The organism is Listeria farberi, assembly GCF_014229245.1.
Lineage (GTDB): Bacteria > Bacillota > Bacilli > Lactobacillales > Listeriaceae > Listeria > Listeria farberi.
Genome location: NZ_JAARZJ010000007.1, coordinates 133,651 through 147,875, shown reverse-complemented (window position 1 = coordinate 147,875; position 14,225 = coordinate 133,651). Strand labels below are relative to the sequence as shown.

The window sequence follows — 14,225 nt, the reverse complement described above, 5'->3', positions numbered from 1 at the left end:
AATAGATGATGGAGGGAATTATACCATGTCAGTAAAATGGGAAAAACAAGAAGGTAATGTTGGAAAACTTACTTTTGAAATTGAACAAGAAAAAGTAAAAGAAGGTTTAGATAGAGCTTTCGTAAAAGTACGTAAAACTCTTAACGTACCAGGATTCCGTAAAGGGAAAGTTCCACGTCAAATTTTCAATCAACGTTTTGGCGAAGAAGCACTTTACCAAGATGCGCTTGATATCTTGCTACCAGAAGTATATTCTGCTGCAATTGACGAAGCTGGAATTGATCCAGTAGACACTCCACAAGTAAACATTGAGTCTATGGAAAAAGGTGAAACTTGGGTTTTAACAGCAGAAGTTACAGTAAAACCTGAAGTGAAACTAGGAGACTATAAAGGTCTTGAAGTTGAAAAACGCGAAACAGAACTAACAACAGAAGAATTAGAAGCTGAATTAAAACAATTACAAGAGCGTCAAGCTGAGTTAGTTGTTAAAGAAGATGCTCCTGCTGAAAATGGCGACACTGTTATCCTTGATTTTGAAGGATTTAAAGACGGCGTAGCTTTTGAAGGTGGACAAGCTGAAAATCATTCTCTAGAACTTGGAAGCGGACAATTCATTCCTGGTTTTGAAGAAAAATTAGTTGGCCTAAAAGCTGGCGACGAAGCGGATATCGAGTTAACTTTCCCTGAAGAATATCATGCGGAAGATTTAGCTGGACAACCAGTAGTATTCAAAGTGAAATTACATGAAATCAAAACAAAAGAAGTTCCAGCTCTTGACGATGAACTTGCAAAAGACATTGACGAAGAAGTAGAAACTTTAGATGAATTAAAAGAAAAAATCTCTAAACGTTTACAAGAAGCAAAAGAAGAGTCAGTTGCTCAAGCTAAACAAGAAGAAGTTATTGCGAAAGCTGTTGAAAATGCAGAAGTGGATATTCCACACGCAATGGTTCACCATGAAGCTGATCATTTAATGAATCATTTTGCACAAGATTTACAAGCACAAGGTCTAACTCCTGAATTGTATTACCAATTCACTGGTCAAACAGAAGAAGCAATGCACGCACAAATGGAAAAAGACGCTGAAAAACGCGTGAAAATGAACCTAGTGCTTGAAGCTATTGCGGAAGCTGAAAACATTGAACCAACTGAAGAAGCTATTGACGAAGAAATTTCTACATTAGCTGAAAAATATGGTATGGAAAAAGACGCTGTTCGTGCTGCACTTGGCGATATGAGCGAACTTAAATCTGACCTTAAAATTCGTAAAGCTATTGATGTATTATTAGATAGCGCAGTGGAAAAATAAACTACGATTGTTTGAATAATTTCATTAAAAATGAGGGGGACATGAGTTATACTCGTGTCCTTCTGAATGTAGAAATATGAATACAGATGATTGGCATTTCTAATAAACAAATGATATTATTAACACACATAGGAGATGTAAAAATCGCCTATAAAGAACATACCTATGCGAAGGGGTGAAATATTTTGTTTAAATTTAACGACGAAAAAGGCCAACTTAAATGCTCCTTTTGCGGAAAGACTCAAGATCAAGTACGTAAATTAGTGGCCGGTCCAGGTGTTTATATTTGTGATGAATGTATCGAGCTTTGTAATGAAATTATTGAAGAAGAGCTAGGTATTTCTGAATTTGTTGATTTTGGTGAGGTGCCAAAACCACAAGAAATCCGTCATATATTAAGTGACTATGTTATTGGTCAAGAACGTGCTAAAAAAGCACTCGCTGTAGCAGTTTACAACCACTATAAACGTATTAATTCCAATGAAACTAAAGAAGATGAAGTAGAACTTTCAAAAAGTAATATTTGTTTAATCGGTCCAACTGGTAGTGGTAAAACACTTCTTGCTCAAACATTAGCGCGAATTCTTAATGTTCCGTTTGCGATTGCAGATGCGACTTCACTAACAGAAGCTGGTTACGTTGGGGAGGATGTAGAAAATATTCTTCTTAAACTAATTCAATCAGCAGACTATGATGTAGAGAAAGCCGAGAAAGGTATTATCTACATTGATGAAATCGATAAAGTTGCTCGCAAATCTGAAAATCCATCCATTACTAGAGATGTTTCCGGTGAAGGTGTGCAACAAGCATTGCTGAAAATTTTGGAAGGGACTGTTGCAAGTGTTCCTCCTCAAGGTGGTAGAAAACACCCTCATCAAGAGTTAATTCAAATTGATACAGGAAACATTCTATTTATCGTTGGTGGGGCATTTGACGGAATCGAACAAATCGTAAAAAATCGAATGGGTGAAAAAGTCATTGGATTTGGAACTGATAATGCGAAACTAAAAGAAGATGAAACTTATCTTTCTCGCGTTGTTCCAGAAGACTTATTAAAATTCGGATTAATTCCAGAATTTATCGGTCGTTTGCCAGTTATTGCAACACTAGAACAACTGGATGAAGCCGCACTAGTTTCCATTTTGACAGAACCGAAGAATGCTTTAGTAAAACAATATAAACGCATGTTAGAGCTTGATGATGTAGAGCTTGAATTCGAACCTACAGCTTTAATTGAAATTGCGAAAGAGGCGATTGAACGTAAAACTGGGGCTCGTGGTCTTCGTTCCATCATTGAACAAATCATGTTAGAAGTCATGTTTGAAATTCCTTCTCGTGATGACATTACAAAGTGTATTATTACTGATAAAGCAGCTCGCGGTGAAGAAGAACCTCAGCTGCAATTAGAGGATGGTTCCATTATCCCTATTAAAACATCAGCATGATTCGAAATGCGCGTCGTAAATGGCGCGTATTTTTTATGTTAATCCAGCTTGTTTTACTGTAACAACCGGCTTGTTTCGTGCTATACTTTATTAATAATAATTGGAGAGGATAAAAAGACATGAAAAGTGAAAATAAATTTTTTTCTGGGGCATTTGGATGGATAAAAATAATTATCATTGCGCTCATACTCGCTTTCGGTATTCGTTATTTTTTAATTTCTCCAGTTACTGTTAATGGGAAATCAATGGACCCAACACTACATGATGGTGAACATCTATTTATTAATAAAATATCTGATCCAAAACGCTTTGATATTATTGTATTTCCTGCCCCTGATGAAGAAAATGCAGAGTATATTAAGCGAGTGATTGGTCTACCAGGAGATAAAGTGGAGTATAAGGAAGACCAACTTTATATTAATGGTAAAAAGTATGAGGAACCATATTTAGATTCTGAGAAAAGTGCTTTAACTAGTGGTTATTTAACAACAGATGATAAAGGCGATCCTAATTTTACGATGGCTGATATTCCATATTCTGATGGCTCTCTTACTGTTCCAGATGGCAAACTTTTTGTGTTAGGGGATAATCGTCAAGTAAGTAAGGACAGTCGCTATATCGGCTTTATTTCCAAAGATACAGTTCTTGGGAAAGTAATTTCGTTTGGAAAGTCTTTGAAGCGATAGTTCAAACTTACGAAGAGTTCTAGGAGGAGACGTAGATGGCAGATTATTTGGAAGAAAAGCCTAAGAAAAAAAGCAGGACACATCAATTATTAAGCTGGGTGCTTGTTATTGTAGCAGCACTTGCAATTGCATTAGTTATTCGTAATTTTGTTATTGCGCCAGTGAAAGTAGAAGGAACATCTATGGTTCCTACCTATCAAGATGGAGACCGAATTTTTATTGAGAAAATAACAAGTCCTGATCGCTTTGATATTATTGTATTTGATGAACCACCAATGATTGGATCAGGTGAACATTTTATCAAACGAGTTATTGGCATACCAGGAGATAAAATTGCTTTTAAAAATGGTGAATTATATTTAAATGGTAAGCGAAAAGTTGAAAGTTATTTGCCAGAAGGAACGCTAACACTATGGAACCCGGACCCAAATCAAAAACCATATATAGCGGATTATACATTATCAGATATGACGGGAGAAAGTACGGTTCCAAAAGGCAAGCTATTTGTCCTCGGGGATAACCGCGGTGGTAGTTCTGATAGCCGAGTTTTTGGATTTATTGATGAAAATACGGTAAATGGTACAGTAATTCAATTTGGGAAATAATAAGAAATCCGTGAAAGTTACTTTTTCGCGGATTTATCTATTAAATGAAAGTTTTTTCGTTTATAATAAGACTGTTAGTAAAAAATAGGGCGGTGCAGTTTTTTGAAGGAGAAGAATTTAAAACGGTTATGGTCTTGGATTTGGGCGGCTGTTTTAGCAGTGTTATTAGCTGTTATAATCCGTTTTTATTTGTTCGTGCCTATTCTTGTGGATGGAATTTCGATGATGCCCACGCTTCATAGTGATGACCGTGTCATTATAAATCGGTTTGGTAAAGTAAATCGGTTTGATGTAATTGTTTTTCGTGAAACAGATGGAAAAGAGTACATTAAACGAGTGATTGGTTTACCTGGTGACACAGTGGAGTATAAAGCAGATCAACTTTACATTAATGGAAAAAAATATGATGAACCGTATTTAGATACTTACAAAGAAAAGCTGAAAGATGGCTACCTAACAGATGATTACAGTTCTAAAGATCAACTAGATGGGGGTAAAATTCCAAAAGATACTTATTTTGTTTTAGGTGATAATCGTAGGGCAAGCAAAGACAGCCGAATAATAGGTCCGATACCACTAAGTAAGGTGCTTGGAACAACACCTATTTGTTATTGGCCAATTGAAGATGCTAAACTAATAGATTAGGAGTATATGATGACAATTCAATGGTTTCCAGGTCATATGGCCAAAGCTCGTCGTGAGGTGACAGAAAAATTAAAACTAGTAGATGTGATTTTTGAATTAGTAGACGCACGTATCCCACTATCTTCATCCAATCCAATGCTAGAAGAAATTATTCACCAAAAAAGACGAGTGATTATTTTAAATAAAGCAGATACAGCTGACGAGAAAACGACCAAAGAATGGATTGATTACTTTGCTGAGAAAGGCTTGCCAGCAGTAGCAGTCAATGCTCAAGAAGGAAAGGGTTTATTTAAAATCGAACAGGCAGCTGAAAAATTAATGGCTGAAAAGTTTGAACGTTTAAGAAGTAAAGGTATGAAACCAAGAGCTATTCGGGCGATGATACTCGGAATTCCGAATGTAGGAAAATCGACACTGATTAATCGTTTGGCAAAAAAAAATATTGCACGAACTGGGAATAAACCAGGAGTCACTAAAGCTCAACAATGGATTAAGGTGGGAAAAACACTAGAACTTTTAGATACACCAGGGATTCTATGGCCTAAGTTTGAAGACCAAGAAATTGGCTATAAATTAGCATTAACTGGTGCGATTAAAGATGATTTATTACAAATGGAAGAAATTGCTGGTTATGGCCTACGATTCTTAGAAAAACATTACCCTGATCGCCTTCAAAATTGGCTAAAAGTAGAGACAGTATCAGAAGATCCAATTGAAACACTAGCTTTTATTGCTGAAAAAAGAGGACTTTTAGATCGTTATAATGATCCTGATTATTCACGTGCAGCTGAGACCGTTGTTCGAGAAATCCGTCAACAAAAATTAGGAAGAATGTCTTTTGATTTCCCTAATTGGGAAGATGCTGCTGAATGAGCGAACCTATATCTATTATCCGAGAAAAACTCAGCCAAGTGACTTCAGAACAAGATCCTTTTTTTCAACTCTGCTTAAGAGATGAACGAAAAGGTGTAGAAAGACTCCTGCGCTCGACCCGGAAAAAATGGGAAAAAGAAGCAAAATTAGCTGCAAAATTAATAGAAATGAAACAATATGAGACGGAGCTCTTAAAACAAGGTTTCCAGCATATCGCTGGGGTAGACGAGGTAGGTCGTGGTCCGTTAGCTGGTCCAGTAGTCGCTGCAGCAGTCATTTTACCGGCAGATTTTTCTGTACTTGGTATTAATGATTCTAAACAATTAAATGAAGCGAAACGGGATGCGCTTTTTGATATAATTAAAAAAGAAGCTATCTCTATCGGAATCGGAATTATTGAGCATGATGTAATTGATCAAGTAAATATTTATGAAGCGACAAAATTAGCCATGCGTATGGCGTTAGAAGAATTGAATCCAGCACCTGATTTTACCTTAATTGATGCTATGCCGCTAAAATACTCTGAAGCGGAGTTATCTCTTATAAAAGGTGATACGAAAAGTATTTCTATCGCTTGTGCTTCTATCATTGCCAAAGTTACAAGAGATAGAATAATGCAACAATATGATGAACTATATCCAGGGTATGATTTTGTAAACAATATGGGTTATGGGACGAAGAAACACTTGAAGGGCTTAGATACTATTGGGATTTGCCCGATTCATCGTTTAAGTTTTTCGCCTGTAAAAGAAGCAAAATCACATTTTGAAAGACTAAAATAGTTAAATACTTAAGTTGAAAGCGTATTTTCTCCCCAGAAAATACGCTTTTTGGGGCTTAAAAGTAAATTTTATCGATTTTACAAAAAAGACTTATCTTTGTACACTAGGGAATAACAATCACGGAGGTGCAGAAAATGAATTTAAAAAAACGAGACACTTGGTTAAAAATCGCTTCATGTAAATCTATTTCTGCTAAAAAAAGGGCCGTAATCTGGCAAAAAATAACTAATTTTAATTGTTGGGAGATGTCAATAGAACAAGTTGCAACTAATTTTTTCACCCCAGACATAAAAGAGCAGGTGATTACTGAATTAGAGGAAGCAGTAATTTATTCATCAGAAGAAGTAACAATAGTTTGTATCCTTGATGATGCCTATCCTGAATTACTTAAAGAAATATATGAAGCGCCACCCCTATTGTTTTGTAAAGGAAATATAGATTTATTAAAAAAACAAGCCATTGCAATTGTCGGAACACGACGAATGAGTGAGTACGGTAAAAAAGCGTGCTCATTAATAGCTGGTGAACTTTCAAATCATAGTTTCACGATAGTTAGCGGACTGGCGCTTGGAATAGATGCAGAAGCTCATAAAGCGGCCTTATGCAAAAAGGGAGCTACTATTGCAGTACTTGGCTCTGGAGTGAATAGAATTTACCCACGTTTGAATGAATCGTTAGCAGCAGAAGTAACAGAAAAGGGTTTACTTATAAGTGAATATTTACCAAATGAAGAAGCTAGAAGATGGTATTTTCCTGAACGTAACCGTATTATTAGCGGGTTAGCTGTCGGTACAGTGATAATTGAAGCTGCTGAAAGAAGCGGCTCATTAATAACAGCAGATTTTGCTCTTGAACAAAATAGACAAGTTTTTGCGGTTCCTGGTAATATTTTTATAGATACTTGGAGAGGTACAAACCGTTTAATTCAAGAAGGTGCGAAGTTAATTTTAAATACAAACAATATAATAGAAGAATTTTTTCAAATTAAGCTATAAAAGTAGTGAAATTATTCTTTTTAAGTGATTTGGCTTGCAATTCCTGATTTTTTAAGATAAGTTTGCTAAAGAAAGCTGTTTTACACCACATAAAATGGTTTTTTTATTAAAAGTCATTGACAAACCCAGTAGGAAGGGCTAATATTTACTACTGAATTATGTGAAAAGTCAGCATGCAAACTTATTGAACGCGAGGCTAAGACTGTAATAGTATGATAGCAACTAGTTAAGCCCGTGTATTGACCCAAATCAGGGAGGAATATATAGATATGGCAGATTATTTAGTGATTGTAGAGTCACCTGCAAAAGCAAAAACAATTGAGAAGTATTTAGGAAAGAAATTTAAAGTTAAAGCTTCAATGGGTCATGTGAGGGATTTACCGAAGAGTCAGATGGGCGTAGATACAGAACATGACTACGAACCTCGTTACATTACGATTCGCGGAAAAGGCCCTGTTTTGAAAGACTTAAAACAAGCAGCCAAAAAAGCGAAAAAAGTCTATCTCGCAGCCGATCCAGATCGCGAAGGAGAAGCAATTGCGTGGCATTTGGCTAATAGTTTAGATTTAGACCAATCAGATAAATTACGTGTAGTTTTTAATGAAATTACAAAAGAAGCAGTAAAAGAATCATTTAAGTCACCACGAAAAATTGATATGGACCTTGTGAACGCCCAACAAGCGAGAAGAATTTTGGATCGTTTAGTTGGTTATAACATTAGTCCTATCTTATGGAAGAAAGTGAAAAAAGGTCTAAGTGCGGGACGCGTGCAATCTATTGCTCTACGAATTATTATTGACCGCGAAAAAGAAATTAATAATTTCAAACCAGAAGAATATTGGACAATTGACGGAAATTTCCTAAAAGGGAAGAAAAAATTCCAAGCTAATTTTTATGGTGTGAATGGTAAGAAGAAAAAACTATCCACTGCAGATGATGTTAAAGAAGTAATGTCGGCAATTAAAGGTAAAACATTTGATGTGACTGACGTAACTAAAAAAGAACGGCTTAGAAATCCCGCTGCACCTTTTACTACATCAAGTTTACAACAAGAAGCAGCGAGGAAATTAAATTATCGTACTAGAAAAACAATGATGCTTGCTCAACAGCTTTATGAAGGAATCACTCTTGGAAAACAAGGTACAGTTGGTTTAATTACCTACATGCGTACTGACTCTACTCGTATTGCAGATTCAGCTATTTTAGAAGCAAGTAATTATATTAAAGAAACATATGGGGCTGAATTTTCCCGTAATCATAAACGATCTGATAAAAATGCTAAAGGCGCACAAGATGCTCACGAAGCGATTCGTCCAACGAGCGCTATGAGAAACCCGCAAGAAGTAAAAGAATATCTAACGAGAGACCAACTTCGATTATATCGCTTAATTTGGGAACGTTTTATTGCTAGCCAAATGACACCAGCTGTACTAGATACAATGCGAGTTGATTTGGATAATAATGGTGTTAACTTTAGAGCAAACGGATCTAAAATCAAATTCCATGGTTTTATGAAAGTCTATGTTGAAAGTAACGATGATAATACGGAAGAAAAAGAAAATATTTTACCGGATTTGAAAAAAGGCGACAAGGTGCAGTCCGAATCACTCGAACAGCGTCAACATTTCACGCAGCCACCTCCACGTTACACAGAAGCAAGATTAGTAAAAACACTTGAAGAAATTGGTATTGGGCGTCCATCGACGTATTCACCGACATTAGATACAATCCAGCGTAGAAATTATGTTTCGCTAACAAATAAACGTTTTGTTCCAACTGAACTTGGTGAAATAGTCAATGAAATGATTGAGGAATATTTCCCAGAAATTTTAGATGTGAAGTTCACCGCTAATATGGAAAGTGAATTAGATGAAGTAGAGCATGGTGAAGTTGAATGGGTTAAAGTGATTGATGAGTTTTATAAACAATTTGAACCAAATGTTATTAAAGCTGATGCTGAAATGGAAAAAATTGAAATTAAAGATGAACCAGCGGGTATCGATTGTGACTTATGCGGGGCACCAATGGTATACAAAATGGGGAAATATGGAAAGTTTCTTGCGTGCAGCAGATTTCCTGATTGCCGAAATACAAAAGCAATTGTTAAAGAAATCGGCGTTACTTGTCCAAAATGTGAAAAAGGACATGTAATAGAAAGAAAAAGCAAGAAAAAGCGTATTTTCTATGGTTGTGATCGTTATCCAGATTGCGATTATGTTTCTTGGGATAAACCAGTTGAAAGAGCTTGCCCAAAATGTAATAAGCGTGCATTAGTAGAGAAAAAATTGAAAAAAGGCGTACAAGTACAATGTACAAATTGTGATTATAAAGAATCCACACAACAATAAATGGAAAAATGGCAGCACTCGGATAGTTCCTGTGTTGCCATTGTTGCGCGAGGAGGCGGACAAATGGAAAAAAGTGTTAATGTAATTGGAGCAGGATTAGCTGGTAGTGAGGCAACTTGGCAACTTGTTAAGCGAGGTGTAAGAGTAGATTTATATGAAATGAGGCCTGTTAAGCAAACGCCGGCACACCATACAGATAAATTTGCTGAGCTAGTATGTACCAATTCACTGCGAGCTAATGGCTTAACTAATGCGGTGGGCGTAATTAAAGAAGAAATGCGGATACTTGATTCAATTATTATTGAATCAGCTGACAAAGCTTCTGTGCCAGCTGGAGGAGCACTTGCAGTTGATCGCCATGAATTTTCTGGCTATATCACGGACAAAGTAAAAAATCATCCACTCGTTACTATTCATACAGAAGAAGTCACATCTATTCCAGAAGGGCCAACCATCATTGCAACAGGTCCGCTTACTAGCCCAGCTCTAGCAGAAGAAATTAAACGCTTAACTGGTGAAGAGTACCTTTATTTTTATGATGCAGCAGCGCCTATTATTGAAAAAGATAGTATTGACATGGATAAAGTATATTTAAAATCAAGATATGATAAAGGAGAAGCTGCCTACTTAAACTGCCCAATGTCAGAAGAAGAATTCAACACTTTTTATGAAGCACTAGTAACTGCGGAAACTGCCGCATTAAAAGAATTTGAAAAAGAAGTTTTCTTTGAAGGATGCATGCCTATAGAAGTAATGGCAAAACGTGGAATTAAAACAATGCTTTTTGGTCCACTTAAACCAGTTGGATTAGAAGATCCAAAAACTGGCAAAAGACCATATGCAGTATTGCAATTAAGACAAGATGATGCAGCAGGGACACTTTATAACATGGTAGGATTCCAAACACATCTTAAATGGGGTGAACAAAAACGCGTATTTGGCTTAATTCCAGGACTAGAAAATGCGGAAATCGTTCGTTATGGAGTAATGCACCGAAATACATTTATTAACTCCCCAACAGTACTTAATCCTACCTATCAATTGAAAACCAGAAATGACTTATTTTTCGCTGGTCAAATGACTGGTGTGGAAGGTTACGTGGAGTCAGCAGCTAGTGGACTTGCAGCAGGAATCAATGCAGCTAATTTTGTACAGAACAAAGAGCCGATTGTTTTCCCTCCTGAGTCCGCGATTGGAAGTTTAGCTAACTATATTACGAGTGCTAGTAAAAAATCTTTCCAACCAATGAATGTAAATTTCGGTCTCTTTCCGGAGTTACCTGCTAAGATTCGCGCTAAGCAAGAACGTAATGAAAAATTGGCTGGAAGAGCATTAGATGCAATAAAAAAGGTTGCAGAACAACTTTAAAAACACTATAATAATTTAGGACTATTCTTTACTGTTCTTTTCATCACGATTATCGTTTTTATATTTTTAAAAGAATCGATAGTGATGGAAAGGCAGTTTTTCTATCTATTAAATGGTTAGGAAAATCGTGGTAATAAATGTTGACTATTTCACATAAAAGTTGATTTTAGATTGAATTGATTATAAATCCTGATTAATTCAAAAAGTTGCGAAAAATGTATAAAATTATTGCAACGTGCATAGTCTTATGTTAACATGAAAGTGTTTGAGAGGTGTATTCGCATGACGCAAGAGGGGCAGTTAGAGAAGCGATTTCTTGACTATCTTCACTCAGAACGGAATTATTCGGAACATACAAGTACGGCTTATGAAAATGATTTAAATGATTTTCGTCACTTCTTAAATGAACAAGCTATTACAGAGTATCAACAAGTTACATTTTTAGACGTTCGGATTTATTTAACTGAATTAAAGCAAAAATCTTTTTCTAGAACAACAGTAGCTCGAAAGATTTCAAGTTTACGGAGTTTTTACACTTTTCTTTTAAGGGAGAATGTTATTACTGAAAATCCGTTTACCTACGTTTCACATGCGAAAAATCAGCTAAGGCTTCCCAAATTTTTCTATTCAGAAGAAATGGAAGCTTTGTTTCAAGTGGTTTATGAAGATAATGAAACGCTTACAATGAGAGATCGAGTGCTTTTAGAAGTGCTGTATGGCACAGGGATTCGTGTGAGTGAATGTGCAGGTATAATGCTTTCTGATTTAGATACATCTTATCAGGCAATTCTTATTCGTGGAAAAGGAAATAAAGAGCGTTATGTGCCGTTTGGTGCCTATGCAGAGGACGCGATAACTGATTATTTAAGAGGACGAACAGAATTAATGATTCATTTCAAAAAAACGCATGATTCTTTACTTATTAATCATCATGGTGATCCACTTACGACAAGAGGGATTAGGTATTGTTTAACGAAAATAATTAGTAAGGCTTCGTTGACTCGGAAAATCCATCCGCATATGTTACGCCATACATTTGCAACAGACTTACTTAATAATGGCGCAGATATGAGAACGGTGCAGGAGTTGCTTGGTCATGCTAGCTTATCATCCACCCAGATATATACACACGTGACAAAGGAACATTTAAAAGCTACTTATATGAAACATCATCCGCGAGCTTAAATTTGGAGGAGGTTAAAGAAAATGGAATTACATGCTACTACAATTTTTGCTGTGCAGCACGATGGTAAAGCTGCGATGGCTGGGGACGGTCAAGTTACGCTCGGGGAATCGGTAGTAATGAAACATACTGCCAAAAAAGTTCGCCGTCTTTTTCATGATAAGGTAATAGCTGGTTTTGCTGGATCCGTTGCAGATGCCTTTACTTTATTTGAAAAATTCGAAGCAAAATTAAATGAATATAATGGAAATTTAGAAAGAGCTGCTGTTGAACTTGCTCAACAATGGCGAAGTGATAGTGTTCTACGTAAATTAGAAGCAATGTTAATCGTAATGGATAAAGATACATTATTGTTAGTTTCTGGAACAGGAGAAGTTATTGAACCTGATGATGGTATTTTAGCAATCGGTTCTGGTGGAAACTATGCTCTAGCAGCTGGACGTGCACTTAAAAGACATAATGGCGGTCAAATGGAAGCAAAAGACATAGCTCGTCATGCGCTAGAAATTGCTTCTGAAATTTGTGTATTTACGAATGACCATATTACAGTAGAAGAGCTTTGAAGGAGTGGTTAATTTGACAAATTTAACGTTAATGAACCAGTTGACACCAAAGCAAATTGTCGAAAAACTGGATCAATATATTGTAGGACAAACTGGAGCAAAAAAATCAGTCGCTGTAGCACTAAGAAATCGCTATCGTAGACAACTAATGGATGAATCTATTCGAGATGAAATTATTCCGAAAAATATTCTAATGATTGGACCAACTGGAGTAGGTAAAACGGAAATAGCACGCCGAATTGCAAAAATTGTTCGTGCTCCTTTTTCCAAAGTAGAGGCTACTAAATTTACTGAAGTTGGCTATGTTGGTCGCGACGTGGAATCTATGGTACGTGATTTAGTGGAAGTTTCTGTTCGTTTAGTAAAAGAAGAAAAAATGCAATTAGTACGTGTGAAAGCAGAAAAAAACGCAGAAAAACGTTTAATCAAACTTTTAGCACCGAGCCAAAAGAAAAAACAAACCACATCGCAAAATCCATTAGAAGCTCTTTTTGGCGGTATGAATCAATCAGATGAATCTGCTGAGGAAGAAGTAGATCAAGAACTAAAGAATAAAAGAAGCCAAATCGAATGGCGCCTTCAAAATGGTGAGCTTGATGATGAAATAGTAACAGTTGAAGTAAAAGAGCAACAAAACCCAATGCTCGATATGATGCGCGGCGCTGGAATGGATCAAATGAATGGCATGCAAGATGCGCTTTCTGGCATGTTTCCAGCAAAAAAGAAAAAACGCAAAGTAACAGTGCGTGAAGCAAAGAAAATTCTTTTTGAGGATGAAGCATCTAAATTGATTGACTCAGATGAACTTGCAGCAGAAGGGATTCATCGTGCAGAGCAAATGGGTATGATTTTCATTGATGAAATCGATAAAATCGCCAGTAAAGAAGGCGGTGGAAATGCGCAAGTTTCTCGAGAAGGCGTTCAAAGAGACATTCTTCCAATCGTTGAGGGGTCGCAAATTTCTACCAAATATGGTACAGTCAACACGGAGTACATTTTATTTATTGCCGCTGGAGCTTTTCATATGTCTAAACCAAGCGATTTGATTCCAGAGCTTCAAGGTCGTTTCCCAATTAGAATTGAACTGGATAAACTAACCCAAGATGATTTTTATAAAATTTTAACAGAACCAGACAATGCGCTAATTAAACAATACAAAGCTTTACTTAAAACAGAAGGAATTGACTTGATTTTTACAAAAGAAGCTGTAGAAAGAATCGCTGAGATTGCATTCCAAGTTAATCAAGATTCAGATAATATCGGAGCAAGAAGACTTCATACCATTTTAGAAAAATTACTAGAGGATTTACTTTTTGAAGCACCTGAAATTAATATGGAGTCTATCAAAGTAACAGAAAACTATGTTAATGAAAAACTTGCACCAATAATGACGAATAAAGACTTAACACAATTTATTTTATAA

Annotated in this window: 13 protein-coding genes; all 13 read left to right on the top strand. The window is 36.2% G+C overall.

The window, feature by feature from the left end:
* Positions 1-25: 25 nt before the first annotated feature.
* Positions 26-1,309, top strand: a complete 1,284-nt coding sequence (gene tig / locus HCB45_RS08075; RefSeq protein ID WP_003730674.1) for a trigger factor — start codon at positions 26-28, stop codon at positions 1,307-1,309.
* Positions 1,310-1,494: 185 nt separating this feature from the next.
* The gene (gene clpX, locus HCB45_RS08070) at positions 1,495-2,754 is read left to right on the top strand and encodes an ATP-dependent protease ATP-binding subunit ClpX (RefSeq protein WP_185318621.1); all 1,260 of its coding nucleotides are present in this window, start codon (positions 1,495-1,497) and stop codon (positions 2,752-2,754) included.
* A 119-nt stretch (positions 2,755-2,873) separates the two neighbouring features.
* Positions 2,874-3,440, top strand: a complete 567-nt coding sequence (sipX, locus tag HCB45_RS08065; RefSeq protein ID WP_185318622.1) for a type I signal peptidase SipX — start codon at positions 2,874-2,876, stop codon at positions 3,438-3,440.
* A 35-nt stretch (positions 3,441-3,475) separates the two neighbouring features.
* Positions 3,476-4,045, top strand: a complete 570-nt coding sequence (gene sipY / locus HCB45_RS08060) for a type I signal peptidase SipY (RefSeq protein WP_185318623.1) — start codon at positions 3,476-3,478, stop codon at positions 4,043-4,045.
* Between the two features lie 102 nt (positions 4,046-4,147).
* Entirely contained in the window at positions 4,148-4,690 is a 543-nt protein-coding gene (gene sipZ, locus HCB45_RS08055; protein WP_185318624.1) for a type I signal peptidase SipZ, read from the top strand.
* 9 nt (positions 4,691-4,699) lie between these two features.
* Positions 4,700-5,563: a ribosome biogenesis GTPase YlqF gene (gene ylqF / locus HCB45_RS08050; RefSeq protein ID WP_185318625.1), complete on the top strand. Its 864-nt coding sequence runs from the start codon at positions 4,700-4,702 to the stop codon at positions 5,561-5,563.
* Positions 5,560-6,345: a ribonuclease HII gene (gene rnhB / locus HCB45_RS08045; RefSeq protein WP_185619511.1), complete on the top strand. Its 786-nt coding sequence runs from the start codon at positions 5,560-5,562 to the stop codon at positions 6,343-6,345. Before ylqF ends, rnhB begins: the two co-directional genes overlap by 4 nt.
* 134 nt (positions 6,346-6,479) lie before the next feature.
* Positions 6,480-7,340, top strand: a complete 861-nt coding sequence (gene dprA / locus HCB45_RS08040) for a DNA-processing protein DprA (RefSeq protein ID WP_185619509.1) — start codon at positions 6,480-6,482, stop codon at positions 7,338-7,340.
* A gap of 269 nt (positions 7,341-7,609) precedes the next feature.
* On the top strand, positions 7,610-9,688 hold the full coding sequence (gene topA, locus HCB45_RS08035; protein ID WP_185318628.1) for a type I DNA topoisomerase: 2,079 nt from the start codon (positions 7,610-7,612) through the stop codon (positions 9,686-9,688).
* Between the two features lie 63 nt (positions 9,689-9,751).
* Positions 9,752-11,056 carry an FADH(2)-oxidizing methylenetetrahydrofolate--tRNA-(uracil(54)-C(5))-methyltransferase TrmFO gene (gene trmFO, locus HCB45_RS08030; RefSeq protein ID WP_185318629.1) on the top strand — a complete coding sequence of 435 codons (1,305 nt, stop codon included), beginning with the start codon at positions 9,752-9,754 and terminating at the stop codon, positions 11,054-11,056.
* A 282-nt stretch (positions 11,057-11,338) separates the two neighbouring features.
* Positions 11,339-12,241 (top strand): tyrosine recombinase XerC, encoded by a 903-nt coding sequence (xerC, locus tag HCB45_RS08025; protein ID WP_185607722.1) that lies wholly within the window; start codon positions 11,339-11,341, stop codon positions 12,239-12,241.
* Positions 12,242-12,262: 21 nt separating this feature from the next.
* Entirely contained in the window at positions 12,263-12,802 is a 540-nt protein-coding gene (hslV, locus tag HCB45_RS08020; RefSeq protein WP_003761964.1) for an ATP-dependent protease subunit HslV, read from the top strand.
* A gap of 13 nt (positions 12,803-12,815) precedes the next feature.
* Positions 12,816-14,225: an ATP-dependent protease ATPase subunit HslU gene (gene hslU, locus HCB45_RS08015; protein WP_185607723.1), complete on the top strand. Its 1,410-nt coding sequence runs from the start codon at positions 12,816-12,818 to the stop codon at positions 14,223-14,225.

Excerpts from the sequence above, each read along its gene's own strand:
- hslV (WP_003761964.1), top strand. The coding sequence starts at position 12,263 with ATGGAATTACATGCTACTACAATTTTTGCTGTGCAGCACGATGGTAAA.
- topA (WP_185318628.1), top strand. The coding sequence starts at position 7,610 with ATGGCAGATTATTTAGTGATTGTAGAGTCACCTGCAAAAGCAAAAACA.
- xerC (WP_185607722.1), top strand. The coding sequence starts at position 11,339 with ATGACGCAAGAGGGGCAGTTAGAGAAGCGATTTCTTGACTATCTTCAC.
- dprA (WP_185619509.1), top strand. The coding sequence starts at position 6,480 with ATGAATTTAAAAAAACGAGACACTTGGTTAAAAATCGCTTCATGTAAA.
- tig (WP_003730674.1), top strand. The coding sequence starts at position 26 with ATGTCAGTAAAATGGGAAAAACAAGAAGGTAATGTTGGAAAACTTACT.
- ylqF (WP_185318625.1), top strand. The coding sequence starts at position 4,700 with ATGACAATTCAATGGTTTCCAGGTCATATGGCCAAAGCTCGTCGTGAG.
- sipX (WP_185318622.1), top strand. The coding sequence starts at position 2,874 with ATGAAAAGTGAAAATAAATTTTTTTCTGGGGCATTTGGATGGATAAAA.
- rnhB (WP_185619511.1), top strand. The coding sequence starts at position 5,560 with ATGAGCGAACCTATATCTATTATCCGAGAAAAACTCAGCCAAGTGACT.
- trmFO (WP_185318629.1), top strand. The coding sequence starts at position 9,752 with ATGGAAAAAAGTGTTAATGTAATTGGAGCAGGATTAGCTGGTAGTGAG.
- sipY (WP_185318623.1), top strand. The coding sequence starts at position 3,476 with ATGGCAGATTATTTGGAAGAAAAGCCTAAGAAAAAAAGCAGGACACAT.